The organism is Bacteroides sp. 51 (genome assembly GCF_010500965.1).
Lineage (GTDB): Bacteria > Bacteroidota > Bacteroidia > Bacteroidales > Bacteroidaceae > Bacteroides.
Genome location: NZ_QVMI01000039.1, coordinates 15,345 through 31,624, shown reverse-complemented (window position 1 = coordinate 31,624; position 16,280 = coordinate 15,345). Strand labels below are relative to the sequence as shown.

Sequence of the window (16,280 nt, the reverse complement as noted above, 5' to 3'; positions counted from 1 at the left end):
AATCTCTTGGAATTTGAGTAGGGTTAACATAATGCTTTTTGATCCCAAAAGTAGAGCAAAAAAGAAAACACTAAAAGGCGGGGATTACCGAAGGCTTACGATGATCCCGCTTTATTAATGTACAGAGATATCTGGATGTTCATTTATTTCTGTAACGGAATTAATATTGGCGATCTACTCTGTTTAAAGTTCAGTAATATAGTGGATGGGGAAATTTGCTTTATCCGGAAAAAGACCGAACGGACAACTAAAACGGTTAAAGAAATTCGTGCTACGCTTACAAAAAACATGAAGGAAATCATAAGAAGATGGGGAAACGAACCGAAGCCAAATAATTACATTTTTCCTTTAATTGTACAAACGAATGATATCGAACTATTCTCAAAGAGGAAAAAAGCCTTTGTTAAAACATTCAATAAGAATATAAGGATAGTTGGTGCTGCTGTAGGAATATTTGACATAACGAGCTATACCGCAAGACACTCCTTTGCGACCGTTTTAAAGAGGAAAGGTTCAAATATCGCATTTATTTCAGAAAGTCTAGGACATACCAGTCTTAATACCACACAAATATATCTTGATTCTTTTGAAAAAGAGGAACGAGAGAAGAATGCAAAGTTGCTTGAAGATTTCTAACCAATACAATCTGTTATGGCACGCTTAAAAGTGAAAATCATAGATATCGGTAATATTCAATGTAGGGAGGTCCTTGTTAATGAGCTGATATCTCGGATAGGTTCTGAGGACTTTGACTTCAATAAAATATCCATTCATATCAAAGGTAAAAGCCCTTCTCCCTTCATTGCTGATGTGGGCAAGGCTATTAAATCTTTGGAAAGATATTATTCCTGCAATAAGCATCTGATTAGGACTTTCAATTCGGAACAAATTATAGGGCGAAAGCAGTTGGCCAAAATGCTTAGTATAAGCCGCCCTACATTAAACAAGTGGATTGTTCACGGATTTATCAGACCGACACCCCTAAAGTGTATGCAAGGAGAAACCTTTCCGGTCCAAGATGTTTTGACACAACTCTTTTTATACAAGAAAACGGAGAAACTCTAAGGACTTTACACTTATTGTATTTTACATCCTTAGTCATCGCTTGTCATAGGTGGTGGCCTAAGGATGTTTGTAATATGTCATCTAATGTCTCTTGTTGTCACCGAATGACATCACGGTGTCAATCTATTTGTCGGTTTGCAAGGTAAATTCCAATATCATACGTTTGCATTCATTTAAAATAATGTACTATGGCAGATATGATATTGACATCTAAAGATGAACTAATGGAAATTGTAAGAGAAGCTATTTCACAAGCTATGGCTCATCCAGAGAAGAGTAAACCCATAGTTGATACACTCAATATGGAGGGAGTATTGGAGCTTTTGGCGGAAAATGGATACCAGACATCAAAAGCACAAATATATAAGTTTACCTCTCAAAAGCTCATGCCTTTTATGAAAATAGGAAATAAGTTGCTTTTTTCGCGTAAAGAGGTTCTTGGATGGATGAAAGATGCCTCAATTAGAGGGAAGACACGGGATGATGCTCTTAAAGTAATCCAGGCTTCCCAAAAGAAAGGGGGATAGAGATAATTATTCATTATGTAGAAAATCCAGCGTAAATTGACTTTTACGTTGAATTTTCCACCAGCGTTTATATAAAGGCGATATCATAATAAAGACCTAATAAAGCAAACCGAACATCCAAAGAGGAATTCTATTATGATGTCCCACTTCTGTACCATCTACAGCCAAAAAGCTATCAGGAACATCTTTTATTTGCTCAAATGTTTTCGACCGTCCCCCCACTTCAAACAAATAATGTCGGTCTACATAAAAATCCCCTTGGCGTGGTAATAATAATTCATGGGTAACGTTTAACTGATTGAAGAAAAAAGTTTCTCTCACTGTTCCTATATGGGCATTTGAAGACAAAGCATACATTAGGTTAGGATTATCAAGATAAATTTTATCCGGGCGTGAAAGGCTTGTGTAATTTTTCATCTGAGTAGTCAGTAAGCCCAACAATCCCCCTCTTTCTAAAGCATACAGCATTTTCAATCCTTGTTCCCGGTTTGTCTCCAATTCCTTATACAGATCGTTCATCTTAGGAGTATGCGGCACTCGTTCCGCCAGAATCATCAACATTTTTTTTACCTTTTGCGTAGTGACATAGTGTATATCCTCCACAGCAGGCAAGTCTGATTCAATCACCTGCCTGACAACTTCCTGTAACCGAAAATCATACCCTTCGTAAGTGTCTTTATAAAAAGGATAGTAACCTGTCCGAAGATACTTTTCAAACAAAGGAAGTATCTTCAACTGATCCGTTATATTGGATGCAATTGTAACATGATTCTGCAAAAGTTCTTCTAATGAACAAGCCGGAACCTTCATCCCGCATTCAAATGCCAGAAACTCTCTGAATGATAGTCCAGCCAACTGATAAACGATCTGGCGCCTTGACAGGTCACCTTGCTGTACATCAATCTCTAACATGGAAGAACCGGTATAAGTTATATGTATATCCGGATAATCATCATTCAGATTTTTCAGCATTGTTTGCCATTTTGGGAATCGGTGTACTTCATCAAGGAAAAGATGCGTTCCACCATGTGTGTAATGGTATTCAACCAAATCATCCAAAGAGTGTGTGGCGAACCACAAATTATCTAACGATACATACAGGGCTTGGTCTGTATGTTCGAAATTTTGTTTGATATGCTGAAGCATAAGAGTCGTTTTTCCTACTCCTCTCGCTCCCTTAATACCTATGAGTCTGTCATTCCAGTTTATTTTATCATAGATAAATCTAATAAAGGACAAGGGAGTATCTTTTAACCTTCTCCGATAGCTTCTGTATATCTTCTCAACGTCTCTTTCTTCCATCTGTGATCGTTTTTATGTTTATACAAATATACTACAATAAACCTTTGAATGTCTTTTTTTTTATGGAAAAACAATCTTTGAACGTCTTTTTTTGATATATTAGTTCATGAAATAGTTGCTATTTTAGCATAGATAACTCCATATGGCTTCCACTTCATCTCATTTTATTGATTCGGCTTGTGAAGTCGGAGCTCCCATAGCAGGAAGTAACTGAAACGAACGCTGTTAATTGAGCGCACAATATGACGAAGCATCAGAGCCCGTCTATACCAATAATCCTGAAGAACTTGTACACTTTATTGGACAAACCCCGTAGGTAAAAAGCGGTGTGTTTTGCAAACTGATCATACTACTTATTTATTACCGAAAAACGACCGTTTATTCTCAACGGTGAGGTTATCCCCATCAACAGAATTTCTTGGAAGGATTGAAAAGTGGGATACCTCTGTTGCCTACGGATAATGGATGCAAAAATGGGGAGGGTTATAAGGTCTTGAAATATTCACAGGTGTTTTAAAAACGAGGTCAAACAGCTGAAACAAAAAGGGTATCTCCTTGTAAATGCAATAGTTAATTTTTTCTACACTAGCGCAGGAGAGAGGATGGCCGTGAAGGGAATATTGAGCTTCTGGTGGTGGAGTTTGAACGGCAGGTCTTTCAGTAGTACATCTAAAACAAAAAAATGTGTCATTATTTCCATTCTTTTCCCCCTTTCCTCTTCCCCAATCCAAAAAAAATCCCTTTATTTGCATTAACTTCCGATAATACATCCTTATCAGAAGTTAATGCAAAATACTAGAAAAATATGCAGGCAAGTAACTTCGACTTTTTGCAGACAGACTATCGTATATTGTCCCAGATAGGCAATATGGCAGAAAACTATCTCTATTCCGATAGCAACTCCTGCCTGATAAAACTCGGACAATTCGGAGAAATACTTGTAAATTATATCTTCCAGCTCGAAGGTATACCCGCTCTTACCGTCGAAAACACTCATGCAAACCGCATAAAACAGCTCAAACAGCAAGGCATACTTCCAAAAGTCATCGATGATATACTCTACCAGCTTCGCTCCACCCGTAACAAAGCTGTACATACTGGATACGACTCCCAGGAAGATTGCAAAATGCTTCTTCATATGTGTTATAACCTCGGTACATGGTTCATGCGTACATACAGCGAAACTTCTTTCGATAAAAAGGAATTTGAGCTTCCGCAGCAGCAACCAACCATCGACATATCGCACCTTCTGCAAGAAAAAGAAGAGCAAATAAAACAACTGACCCAACAGCTTGCGGAAAAATTACAGATAGCAGAATCCACTGTCCCCCGGACATCCGTCCAAAAACAAGAACGAGCCGAAAAATCAGAAAAAGCCGCCCAACAAATCATACTCACCGAAGCCGAAACCCGGCTCATCATCGACAGCCAACTGCGCAAAGTAGGATGGGTCGTCGATAGTGTCAACTTGCACTATTCTAAAGGTACACGTCCCCAAAAAGAACAAAACCTCGCCATAGCCGAATGGCCCGTGGATATCCCTGGCGGAAGAACCGGAAAAGTAGATTATGCGCTCTTTGCCGGCCTCAAACTCGTTGGTATAATTGAAGCAAAGAAAAACGTCACCGATATACCTGCCATCATCGACTACCAGTGCAAAGAATACTCCCGTGGCATCAAACCAGAACACGCTCACTATCAGATAAACTGTTGGGGAACCTACAAAGCTCCCTTCCTCTTTGCTACCAACGGAAGAGATTTTCTCAAACAAATCGACACCAAATCAGGAATATGGTTTCTCGATGCCCGGCAGGAATCCAACATACCCAAAGCGCTCCAAGGCTGGATAAGTCCCGATGGACTACTCGAACTACTTGAAAAAGACATTCGTAGTGCCAACCGCAAACTCGTGGAAATGCCTTACGATCTGCTCACCGATAAAGATGGCCTCAACCTGCGCGATTACCAGATAAACGGCATTCAAGCCGCCGAAGCCGCCGTACTCAATGGACAGCAGGAAATCCTTCTTTCTATGGCCACCGGAACAGGCAAAACCCGAACGATACTCGGTCTCATCTACCGTTTTCTTAAAACCGAACGATTCAGGCGCATCCTCTTCCTCGTAGATAGAACCTCACTCGGCGAACAAGCACAAGACGTATTCTCCGAAGTCAGAATCGAAGATCTAATGACCCTCGACGGCATATACAACATCAAGAGACTGGAAGACCGCCAGCCCGACCGGGAAACCAAAATACAAGTCAGTACCGTACAAAGCATGGTAAAACGCATCCTCTACAACGAAGAAGACACCATGCCATCAGTCACCGATTACGATCTCATTATCGTCGATGAGGCCCACCGCGGATATGTACTCGATAAAGAAATGGGAGAAGAAGAACTCCTCTATCGCGACCAGAAAGACTATGTAAGCAAATACCGCATCGTAATAGAATACTTCGATGCCGTAAAAATAGCCCTTACAGCAACCCCTGCACTTCATACCAGCGAAATCTTTGGAAAACCCGTCTTCGAATATACCTATAAAGAAGCCGTGCTCGATGGATACCTCATCGACCACGACTTGCCTCACCGTATCACCACCCAACTCAGCGAAGAAGGCATTCACTATAAAAAAGGAGATCGCCCAGTTATATACGACCCCGTAACTCACGAAATCTTGAACAGTGCCGAGCTGGAAGACGAACTCGACTTCGACGTCGAACAGTTCAACCGCCGGGTCATCACCGAACCCTTCAACCGTACCGTTCTCGAAGAAATAGCCACCTACCTCAATCCCGAAGGAGAAGAAGGCAAAACCCTTATCTATGCCGTAGGCGACGAACACGCCGACCTCATCGTGAAAATCCTCAAAGAAATTTACGAGCCCTATGGCATAGACAATGAAGCCATTCTCAAAATAACCGGCAGCGTAGGCGATAAAAAAAGAGTACTCGAAGCCATCAAACGCTTCAAAAACGAAAAATATCCCAATATAGCCGTCACTGTCGACCTCCTCACTACCGGAATCGATGTACCCGAAATAACCACACTCATCTTTATGCGTCGGGTGAAATCACGCATCCTGTTCGAGCAAATGCTGGGAAGAGCTACCCGTCTCTGCCCCAAAATCAACAAAACCCATTTCGACATATTCGACCCCGTAGGCGTATACGAGTCACTCGAAGAAGTAAACACTATGAAACCCGTTGCAGCAAATCCACAAACCACTGCCGACGAGTTAATCACCCAGTTGAAAGAAATCAGCGACGAGCAACACATCAACTACCAAATCAGCCTCTTAGTTGCCAAAATGCAGCGCCAGGTAAAAAACAGAAGCAACCAACAAGCCATCACCCACTTTCAGGATATTAGCGGACAAACTCCCAAGGAGTTTTTTGAACAAATCAAAAACCTGCCTGTCAATGAAGCAAAAAAACTGATATTAAACAACATAGATGCCATCCGGCTGCTCGGAACACCGTCCTATAAATCCTATAAAATCATAGATGATACACCCGATGTCCTTCGGGAACACACCGTAGGCTATGGCAAAGCGAAGAAACCCGAAGACTATCTCGAAGAATTCAACAACTTCGTCAACGGTCAGATCAATAAAATATCAGCACTCCAGATACTCTGCACCCGTCCCGCGGAACTCACCCGGAAAAGCCTGCGGAGTCTGCTACTCGAACTCGAAAGAAACGGCTTTACCGAACAACGCCTCAACACCGCGTGGAAAGCCACCAAAAACGAAGATATCACCGCCGATATCATCAGCCTAATCAGGCGATACGCCATTGGCAGCACCCTCGTCAGTCATGAAGAGCGCATCCGAAAAGCTGTTGCCCGGCTCACCCAAAACCATACATTCAGCAAAATGGAACTTGACTGGCTGCGGCGCATAGAAAGCTATCTCCTTAACGAGAACATCATCGACAAAGAATCATTCGAAACAGGAGCCTTCAAAAGCAAAGGAGGCTTCGACAAAATAAATAAAATATTCAAAAACCAATTAGAACACGTCATCACAGAACTCAACCAATATCTGTATGACGACGGAGGAAATGTAGCGTGAACAATCAGGAAATCGTATCCAAACTATGGAACCTTTGCAACGTACTACGTGATGACGGAATCACGTATCACCAATATGTAACAGAACTCACTTATATCCTTTTCCTGAAAATGGCAAAGGAAACCGGCACCGAAGAAAACATCCCCGCAGCCTATCGATGGGATGAGTTACGAACCAAAAGCGGCATCGAACTCAAACGCTTTTACAAAGAACTCCTCAACCATCTGGGCGAAGAGTGTACCGGAAGAGTGCGTGAAATATATGCTGGTTCCACATCCAACATAACCGAGCCCAAAAACCTCGAAAAGATCATTAAAACCATCGACGCCCTCGACTGGTATTCAGCCAAAGAAGAAGGCCTCGGAAACCTCTACGAAGGCCTCCTCGAAAAAAATGCCAACGAAAAGAAATCAGGAGCAGGTCAGTACTTTACACCCCGCGTGCTTATTGACATCATGACCGAACTCATTGCCCCTCAACCTGGCGAACGTTGTAACGACCCCGCCTGTGGCACCTTCGGATTTATGATTGCAGCCGACCGCTACATCAAACAACATACTGATGATCTCTTCGACCTTCCCGCCAATGCACAGGAATTTCAACGCACCCAAGCCTTCACCGGCGGCGAACTCGTACAAGAAACCCATCGACTCGCCCTCATGAACGCCATGCTCCACGACATCGCCGGAGAAATAAAACTGGCCGACACCCTCTCCAACGACGGGAAAAGCATGAAAGACTTCGATGTAGTCCTCACCAATCCCCCTTTTGGTACTAAGAAAGGCGGCGAACGTTCCACGCGCGACGACCTCACATACCCCACTTCCAACAAACAGCTCAACTTCCTGCAACACATTTACCGCAGCCTCAACAAACATGGACGCGCCGCCGTAGTGTTGCCCGATAACGTACTCTTTGTAGATGGCGACGGCGAGAAAATCCGCAAAGACCTTATGGAAAAGTGCAATCTGCACACCATCCTCCGTCTACCCACCGGTATATTCTATGCCCAAGGCGTAAAAACCAATGTTCTTTTCTTCACCCGTGGCACCACTGAGAAAGGCAATACCAGCGAAGTATGGATATACGATTTACGGAACAACATGGCCAACTTCAACAAGTCCAACCCCCTGAAGAGAGAGCATTTCGACGAATTCATAGCCTGTTACCAATCTGGCGACACCACCAAGCGCACCGAAATCTATTCAACAGATAACCCCAACGGTAGATGGCGCAAATATTCTTACAGCGATATCCTCTCGCGCGATAAAACCGGTCTCGACATCTCCTGGATAAAAACCGGAGAAGACACCGAGAACTATTCCTTGGTAGAACTGATGGATCAAATCGAAGAAAAAACCAACAACATTACCGCCGCCGTAGCCGCCCTGAAACAACTTATAGGAGATATCGAAGAATAATGGATACCAAAAAACTAAGAGAAAAGATACTCGATCTCGCCATCCGTGGCAAACTCGTGCCGCAAGACCCGAATGATGAACCGGCAACAGTTCTTGTAGAACGTATTAGGGAAGAGAAAGAAAGGCTTATCAAAGAGAAGAAAATTAAACGGGATAAGAACGAATCTGTCATCTTCCGTGGTGATGATAAATCATATTATGAGAAGAAGGCTGGGAAAACAACGTGTATTGATGGGGAGATTCCGTTTGAAGTGCCGGAAGGATGGGTGTGGGTGAGGTTGGGGAGTATTTGTAGAAAGATTGGTTCGGGTAGTACACCACGAGGTAGCAACTATTCTGCAACCGGAATTCCTTTCCTTCGTTCTCAAAATATTCATGATTCAGGAATTATATATACTGATATTAAATACATTTCCATAAAAACTCATGCAGAAATGTCAGGCACTACTGTATTTGCGAATGATTTATTATTAAATATTACAGGAGGATCATTAGGCAGGTGCGCTTTAGTATCTACTGATTTTGAAGAAGCAAATGTAAGTCAACATGTCTGTATTATTAGAACATTAAAAGTCAATAATACATTCTTACATTCTTATATTCTATCTCCTTTCTTTCAAGGACAAATAATATCAGCATCTACAGGAAGCGGAAGAGAAGGCTTACCTAAATATAATTTAGAGAATTTGTTAATATCTCTTCCTCCTTTGAGGGAACAGGAAAGTATAATATCTTTTATAGAAAATACTTTTAGTTATATTGATATAATTCAGAAAGATGAATCGACACTCAAATGTCTAATTGAAAAAACTAAAATCCAAATCCTTAACCTTGCCATTCAAGGTAAACTCGTCCCACAAGTCCCCACCGATGAACCTGCTTCCAAACTATTAGAACGAATACAAGCGGAAAAAGAAGCACTCATTAAAGTTGGAAAAATCAAACGGGAAAAGCCGAAAAAGACAAGTGATAATTCACATTATGAGCATAAGATACCAGAATCATGGGAATGGATAAAATTAGGTGATATAGTTTCTGTAAAAGGTGGAAAAAGAATACCTAAAGGAATGTCATTTGCAGAAGAAGTTACGAATCATATTTATCTACGGGTTTCTGATATGAAAAATAATACAATTCAAACAAATAATTTAAAACATATTGATGAGAATGTTTATCAAAAAATTAAGAATTATACTATTGGAAAAGAAGATTTATATTTAACTATTGCAGGAACTATTGGTGCTGTAGGCATTATTCCCAATGTGTTTGACAATATGAACCTGACAGAAAATGCGGTTAAATTAACTCATTTTGTTCTGATTGATAAAAAAATAGTAATGTATTTTATTCTATCTCTTTACATTCAGGAACAATTCATTGAAAAAACTCATCAAGTGGCTCAGCCTAAACTTGCAATTGAAAGAATATTGAATATTGACATTCCTTTACCTCCACTAAATGAGCAAAATAGAATAATACAAGCAATAGAACAGATTTATTCGCAATTAAATGTAATAAGCTTAAATTTAAAAGCGTAGAACCCAATCTACGCTTTTAACAAAAATCACCACGTCACTATTCTATCTACCAGCATACGCTGCTCACTTGCCGTTCTTCGCAAATAAATTCGAGTTGTCTCTATACTTTCGTGTCCCATAAGGTCTGCAAGCAATGCAATATCATTAAGTTTATCCAGAAAGTTTTTAGCAAATAAATGTCTGAAAGAATGAGGATAAATAACCCTTTCATTCAATCCGTATTTTCGTGCAAAATATTTTAATTGTTGAGCAATGCCCCGGGCAGTAATACGATCACCAAAACGATTCAGAAAAATATATCCTGATTTGATGGACTTTTCATTTAGCCATTGCATTGCCTCCATTCGTAAATTCTTGGGTATATATAATCTTCGGATCTTACCTCCTTTGGTATACATATCTAAATGCCCGATTTGTACATGCTCTGCTTTTATTTGCAACAATTCACTTATCCTGGCACCAGTGGCAGTAAGAAACCACACAACGAAATACCATTCTGTATATCCATCCGTTTTCAATTTTGATTTTAGAAATTTGTAATCTTCATTACTGACAACATGCTCCAAAAAGTTCTTTTGTTGCACTTTCACAAACTTGAGTTTCAGCCTATCTTTTTTGATGAATTCAAGATACTTGTTAATTGCTTGCAGACGGAGATTTACTGTTTGAGGTTTGAAATGTTCAATAAGATAACCTTTATAGGCAAGGAGGCGCTCTTTGTTGATTGTTTCATAATGAGTTAGGAAATACTCCACCGTCCACACATAGGATGTTAAGGTGTTTGCGGATAAATCACTCTTTTGTAAATGCGATTTGAATTTTGTTACCATATGTTTTGAATTTTAAAAGTTTACAGCAACAAAATTACTTCATAGGCGAGATTTACAACTGTTATAAAATAGCATCCAGTGTTTGGAAGATAGCCTTTATTCTTTCGACGATTCGTTTTTGTTCAGACAATGGAGGAAGTGGAAAGAGTGTTTCTTTTATATAATTCTTTCCGACTCGTTGCTGTCCAACAGCCCCGGTAAAACTGTCAATTCCATTAGCTATAAAATTGTCGGTTTTTATAAACCATAATATATAATTAGACAAAAATGGTTCAGACATGGGCCTCAATATGTATAGTTCGGTTGTTCCTGCGCCATATTTATTTTTCAGGTTCTTAAAAACGATAGATTTTCGGTTTTCAAAGCAAGGTGTTATCTTAGCAATACCGACATCACCTTCTCGAAAATGTGTAAATCCCTTTTTTATTTCTTCCCATTTTCTAACTTCTGAAATATGGCTGTTGGAAAAGCCATCTGAGATCAGAGTCATGGGTACAAACGAGACAGCCATTTCTCCATCTAAATTATTTCTTGGATCAAATTCACAAATATCCTCTAATCTACACCATACCCAACTCTTCGGAATTTCAAACGGCTTCACATAATGTGAATTATCACTTGTCTTTTTCGGCTTCTCTCGCTTGATTTTTCCCGCTTTGATTAGTACCTCTTTTTCAGCTTGTATCTGTTTTAATAGTTTAGAGGCGGGTTCATCGGTGGGGACTTGTGGGACGAGTTTACCTTGAATGGCAAGGTTAAGGATTTGGCTTTTAGTTTTGGAAATTAGACTCTGAAGTATATTTTTATCTTCTTCGATATTGGTAATTAATGCGAATGCTTCTTTTAGCAATGAATCAATTCTTATTTGTTCTTTTAGAGGAGGAATTGGTATAAGGAAGTTAGCTAATTTTTGAGAATTTATATTAGATTGATTTACACCATCTGTTTTTACTTTATAACAATAGTCTTTCTCATATTTACTATTCATTACATAATTCACGTATTCATTATTTATTAGCATTGGTGAAAAACGAATTATATACCCGGCATAAATAGCTGTATATTCTCCTCTGTAAATAGCTGTCTTTCCAACTAATTCACTACTATTGGTCCGATTAAATAATAAATCTCCTTTAATAAGTGTATATTTAATTATGTCGTCCTCATTGGAAGTATAGACTAAATTTTCATAATTGATTTCGCCAAATCTATCAATATTTCCCATTCTTATGACAGGTATTCTTCCTGTTGAAAGTGATTTTTCTGAAGTTCCATATTGCAGTGAGGAACACAAGCTCCCTATCCGTTCCCACGTCCATCCTTCCGGCACCTCAAACGGAATTTCCCCATCAATGCAGGTGGTTTTTCCCCCTTTCTTCTCATAATATGATTTATGCCAATATAAACTCTTATTTCATCAAATACCCCCCCTCCCGAACTATATTCCCTAAGCACCCTTCCTGAATAAATTCATTCAAATCCATCCACCGCCTTACTTTTCAGCGTCGGCGTAATCCGTGCATAATCCGCCCTCATGATACACGGATGTCGAGTAAGAAATTTCCGTAGAATCACTGCCATTTCCTCCCGACTTGTCTCGACCGACTTAACTAGAATATATTACCTACTCAAAAAACACTTAAACTTCTTAGACAGTCTTATTGAGATAATAATCCTTTCTATCTAAATTAGTTAATATCTTAAGGTGAGATTGCTATTCACTATAACTTTCGTTTTAATTAATGCAAACGAAAATTATATTTTAAATCCAAGTAAAGATGACAATTAATTTAAGATAAACAGGTAACTAAGCGAAGTAATGAAATAACCCTATACGATACAATTACTCTCTAAATAGCATCCATTTTAGAGAAAAATATTTCGGAAAAGGATGTACGAAAAGAATGAAACTGTATATTTGTGTGGAATGTGAATAACTATAATAAATACTATGCCAACCAACAAACATGCACAAATAAGATACAAAGCATTGGATGAATGTTTTAGTAACTTTGGACGAAGATATTACATGGAAGATCTTGTAGAAGCATGTTGCAAAGCAATCCTAGATAAAACGGGTAGTAAAAAAGGAGTTTCAAAACGGCAGGTACAATATGATATAAACCACATGGAAACAGAATGGGATATCCCTTTGCAACGTTTGCCCGACGGTAAAAAGATGTACTATAGATACGACCGACGGCATTATTCCATATACAATCAGCCACTTGATCCAACCGAAATAAATCAATTGAGAGAGACATTGACAATGCTCAATCGCTTCAGAGGTATGCCTCATTTCGAGTGGATGGAAGAAATCACTGCTCGATTGGAAGAAACTTTCCTATTGAAAGAAGATAATCCCGGAATGGTGGAATTTGCCCAGAATCCATATTTGAAAGGGCTCAATCATTTTACCGATATATTCAACGCTATACTCAACAAACAAGTCTTATCTATTACTTACAAGCGGTTTGCCAAAGAAGCAGTAGCAATGATAATTCATCCCTGGTTTCTTAAACAATACAACAATCGCTGGTTTCTGTTCGGGTTGAATGATGATTTGCAATATCGTCTGCCTGTTACCAACCTTGCACTAGATAGGATAGAGTCACTCACCTTTCATCCTACTACATATATCGAAAACAAAGGAATCGATTTTGAAGAATACTTCTATGATGTGGTTGGCGTAACAGTATACTGGGATAAACCCATCGAAAAAGTCATTCTGAGAGTTGAACGTCCTGCACTCTATTATATTGAAACTAAGCCTCTCCATGGTTCGCAACGAATAAAGGAAATCAAAGATCACTGTGCCATCATCGAATTAAAACTCCAAATCAATTACGAATTTGAGACAAGCCTCTTGACTTATGCTGATTGTGTGGAAATAATTGAGCCACAAAGTCTAAAAGAAGCCATACAAAAAAGAGCAAAAACTATTTTGGATAAAAATTCCTGATTACGTATCTTAATTATAGACCTTCCGGAGCAAAAAACCACTGGCAGGTCTTTTTTTATTTGCTGTGCAGATACTTTGCATAGCAGTGTCTCACCTTTGTATCATAAACAAAAAAGATTGAGAAATAAATGTTGAACTTTTAAAATCTATAGCCGGGCATTCAGGGTAATTCAGGCAGCTAAACGATCCGGCAGCCAAACTATTCAGAGACTGCCCATCTCTGAGCAAATAATGGATTGATCATTTAAAACCTATAACAATATGGATTATTATTATGTAAATAGAAACGCTCAATCTACCGGTGAGCACGAAGTGCACAAAAGCAATTGTAAATATCTACCAGCTTCTCACAACCTGATTGCCCTGGGATATTTCTACAATTGTGCAGATGCAGTAAAAAAGGCAAAGGAATACTATTCCAATGTAGACGGATGCTATTACTGCTGCCCCAACTGTCATACCAGATAAGTGGATGGCTTTTTAAAAGCTGCCTGAAAAAGACATTTCTCAGGCAGCTTACTGTAAATACTATCAAGTAAAAACCTTAAGCATGAGATGGTGTTTTATTCATTCTCTACCCTAAAGAAATAATTCCCAATCTGAAACAGTGGATACTTCTTATCTCTGTACCTTTTGCTCAGGAAGCAGCCATTTGTCAATTCATTAATTATTTTCCCAACTTCAAAAGAATTCACTTTAAAAACCAACCCATTGTATTTTATTACCCAGGGAGAATAGTAATAATTAGGTTTATAATCACTATTTGTTATTTCCAGAAAAGTGTCATTACCCAGCCAAATACTAATTTTACACCAATCCGTAGTAGTGCTCCAAAATTCAGTCATAGGATTAAAAACATCTTCCATAATATCGTCCGTAACTTTATCAAGCAAGGGTACAATGTCTTTGTAGATACTGAAATCCGTATTCTCATCAAACGTATAGAGTGCAACTTCTTCTGATAGGAAATAGGGTGATTTCTCTTCTGTAGAAAGTGATTCTTCGTCAATAAACTTCTGATAGTTAAGAATATCCTCCGCTGATATTTCAAGATCGGCAAGTGACAGACGGTGATACTTCAGACGGTCGAGGGCATGCACCAAATGTTCCACCAGACCGACATCAATGCTGACCGGCATTTCATTTTTGTCGCCTGTCGTATCTTTTTTGGGGTCGGATTTGAAAACAGTTCCTTTTCTAACGTAGGTTCTTCCCGAAGATTCGTGATGAAAACAACCGTCGCTGCCCAGCTCTATGCGAAATTCTTTTATAGGAGCATCTGTAGCAAACAACTTATCGGGGAGAATGAAGGGCTGTAATTGCTTTTTTTCAACATCAAGAGTGAAGTGTTTCGTTAAATCATCGTTGGTTACAATTATAGTGCCTTTGTAAACAGTAGCATTGCCAATGGCGAAATCGGCTGAAAAGGATCGCTTCCATTTGCTTGTAGATTTATCATATTCCAGAATATCCCTATCAGCAAATCCATATTGTTGTCCCCTGAAAATAGCTTTTAGGAAAGGTTCGACAATAGGCAATTCATCTGTAAATGCTTCTTTTACAAGGTAAGTTTTGGGATTTATTTTTCCTACAGAGTGGCGGGTAAGAAAAAAAAGTGTTTCGTTTTGGGTGGTGATGGATGAAATGCCTTCCGGCAAACTTTCAGTTGATTTCCATAAGGAGGTGAGACTGGAATCAAGCAATTCCACGGTATCATCTTTGTGCAAGAGGTAGATTTTTCCATTAACTGTCACTTCAAAATCTATTACAGAAGGTAGTTGTTCCCAGTCAATTGAGTCTTTCCGGGTGACGAATATCCGTTGATGCTGACTTACAATATAATAATTACCTATTATTCTTAATTTATCAATCTCGGGGCGGATATTTGAATGTCCTTCATATTTCCATTTATATTTATCCTGCGAATAGGGCGTGGGTAATTTCTCCCATGTCCGGCAGTTATCCGTTGTTTTGTAGATAACATTCCATGTAGAGCCAAAGAGTCCGGTCGTTTCGTCCTTGTCAAAGCAGATTGTCATAAAGCGCAGGTTTCCTTCTTTCTCTATTTTGTCGAATGGCTGCCATGTTCTCCCGAAGTCTTCTGTGTAATAAATGAGTTGAGACGAACCGCTCATCCATGCTTTTCCGTTGGGCAGGTGGTAGAAAGCGTCTGCCCAGCTTGAAGTTCCAAATTTTATTTTCTCCCAGGTTCTGCCTTTGTTGCCTGTCCACCAGACAAAGTCGGTTTCGGAAGGGTCACCATGGATAAATCCGGATATCATCAGGGTATCGTTATTGAAAGGTGTGACGCGCTCGAAAGTGCCTTTGCCGCCGTATGGGTAATCTACTTTATTTCCAAAAGATCCGAAATGCCATAAAGAATCAAGACTTTCCGCATGCAGCAAGTAGCCGGATTTGGTGGTTACCCAAATTTCTTCGGAAGGAGATACGGAGAGATTGCCACCGTAGAAAGTCATCCGGAGAGAATATGGGGATTGCCCGGATAGGGTTATGGTGGCTATCAGGGTGCAAAGGGTGAGGATAGTCTTTTTCATGG

General features: G+C 39.6%; 12 protein-coding genes. 8 read left to right on the top strand and 4 right to left on the bottom strand.

Annotated features, from left to right (window positions below; all coding sequences use genetic code 11):
- Positions 1-117 precede the first annotated feature (117 nt).
- The 3 genes from D0T87_RS21255 (at position 118) to D0T87_RS21245 (ending at position 1,592) form a co-directional block, all read left to right on the top strand.
- Positions 118-636: a tyrosine-type recombinase/integrase gene (locus D0T87_RS21255; protein WP_163177882.1), complete on the top strand. Its 519-nt coding sequence runs from the start codon at positions 118-120 to the stop codon at positions 634-636.
- 15 nt (positions 637-651) lie between these two features.
- Positions 652-1,065 (top strand): AlpA family transcriptional regulator, encoded by a 414-nt coding sequence (locus D0T87_RS21250; RefSeq protein WP_163177880.1) that lies wholly within the window; start codon positions 652-654, stop codon positions 1,063-1,065.
- A 188-nt stretch (positions 1,066-1,253) separates the two neighbouring features.
- A complete protein-coding gene (locus D0T87_RS21245) occupies positions 1,254-1,592 on the top strand; it encodes a helix-turn-helix domain-containing protein (RefSeq protein ID WP_163177878.1) in 339 nt (112 codons plus the stop codon).
- A gap of 96 nt (positions 1,593-1,688) precedes the next feature.
- Here the strand turns inward: D0T87_RS21245 and D0T87_RS21240 are convergent, their stop codons facing one another.
- A complete protein-coding gene (locus D0T87_RS21240) occupies positions 1,689-2,894 on the bottom strand; it encodes an ATP-binding protein (protein ID WP_163177875.1) in 1,206 nt (401 codons plus the stop codon).
- A gap of 805 nt (positions 2,895-3,699) precedes the next feature.
- On the opposite strand from D0T87_RS21240, the gene hsdR reads away from it, so the two are divergent.
- The 3 genes from hsdR to D0T87_RS21225 are packed head-to-tail and all read left to right on the top strand — an operon-like array spanning position 3,700 to position 9,931.
- On the top strand, positions 3,700-6,972 hold the full coding sequence (hsdR, locus tag D0T87_RS21235; RefSeq protein WP_163177873.1) for a type I restriction-modification system endonuclease: 3,273 nt from the start codon (positions 3,700-3,702) through the stop codon (positions 6,970-6,972).
- Positions 6,969-8,393, top strand: coding sequence for an N-6 DNA methylase (locus D0T87_RS21230; protein WP_163177871.1), 1,425 nt, complete (start codon positions 6,969-6,971; stop codon positions 8,391-8,393). Before hsdR ends, D0T87_RS21230 begins: the two co-directional genes overlap by 4 nt.
- Positions 8,393-9,931: a restriction endonuclease subunit S gene (locus D0T87_RS21225; protein WP_163177869.1), complete on the top strand. Its 1,539-nt coding sequence runs from the start codon at positions 8,393-8,395 to the stop codon at positions 9,929-9,931. The genes D0T87_RS21230 and D0T87_RS21225 overlap by 1 nt, the downstream gene beginning before the upstream one ends.
- Before the next feature lie 26 nt (positions 9,932-9,957).
- Here D0T87_RS21225 and D0T87_RS21220 read toward each other — a convergent pair whose 3' ends face one another.
- Positions 9,958-10,761: a tyrosine-type recombinase/integrase gene (locus D0T87_RS21220; RefSeq protein WP_163177867.1), complete on the bottom strand. Its 804-nt coding sequence runs from the start codon at positions 10,759-10,761 to the stop codon at positions 9,958-9,960.
- A 61-nt stretch (positions 10,762-10,822) separates the two neighbouring features.
- Positions 10,823-12,091: a restriction endonuclease subunit S gene (locus D0T87_RS21215; protein WP_163177865.1), complete on the bottom strand. Its 1,269-nt coding sequence runs from the start codon at positions 12,089-12,091 to the stop codon at positions 10,823-10,825.
- Between the two features lie 621 nt (positions 12,092-12,712).
- Here D0T87_RS21215 and D0T87_RS21210 point away from each other — a divergent pair.
- Both D0T87_RS21210 and D0T87_RS21205 read left to right on the top strand, forming a co-directional pair.
- Positions 12,713-13,723, top strand: a complete 1,011-nt coding sequence (locus D0T87_RS21210; protein ID WP_163177863.1) for a YafY family protein — start codon at positions 12,713-12,715, stop codon at positions 13,721-13,723.
- A gap of 261 nt (positions 13,724-13,984) precedes the next feature.
- The gene (locus D0T87_RS21205) at positions 13,985-14,191 is read left to right on the top strand and encodes a hypothetical protein (RefSeq protein ID WP_163177861.1); all 207 of its coding nucleotides are present in this window, start codon (positions 13,985-13,987) and stop codon (positions 14,189-14,191) included.
- Positions 14,192-14,286: 95 nt separating this feature from the next.
- On the opposite strand, the gene D0T87_RS21200 is transcribed toward D0T87_RS21205, so the two are convergent.
- A complete protein-coding gene (locus D0T87_RS21200; RefSeq protein WP_163177859.1) occupies positions 14,287-16,278 on the bottom strand; it encodes a hypothetical protein in 1,992 nt (663 codons plus the stop codon).
- Between the last annotated feature and the right edge of the window lie 2 nt (positions 16,279-16,280).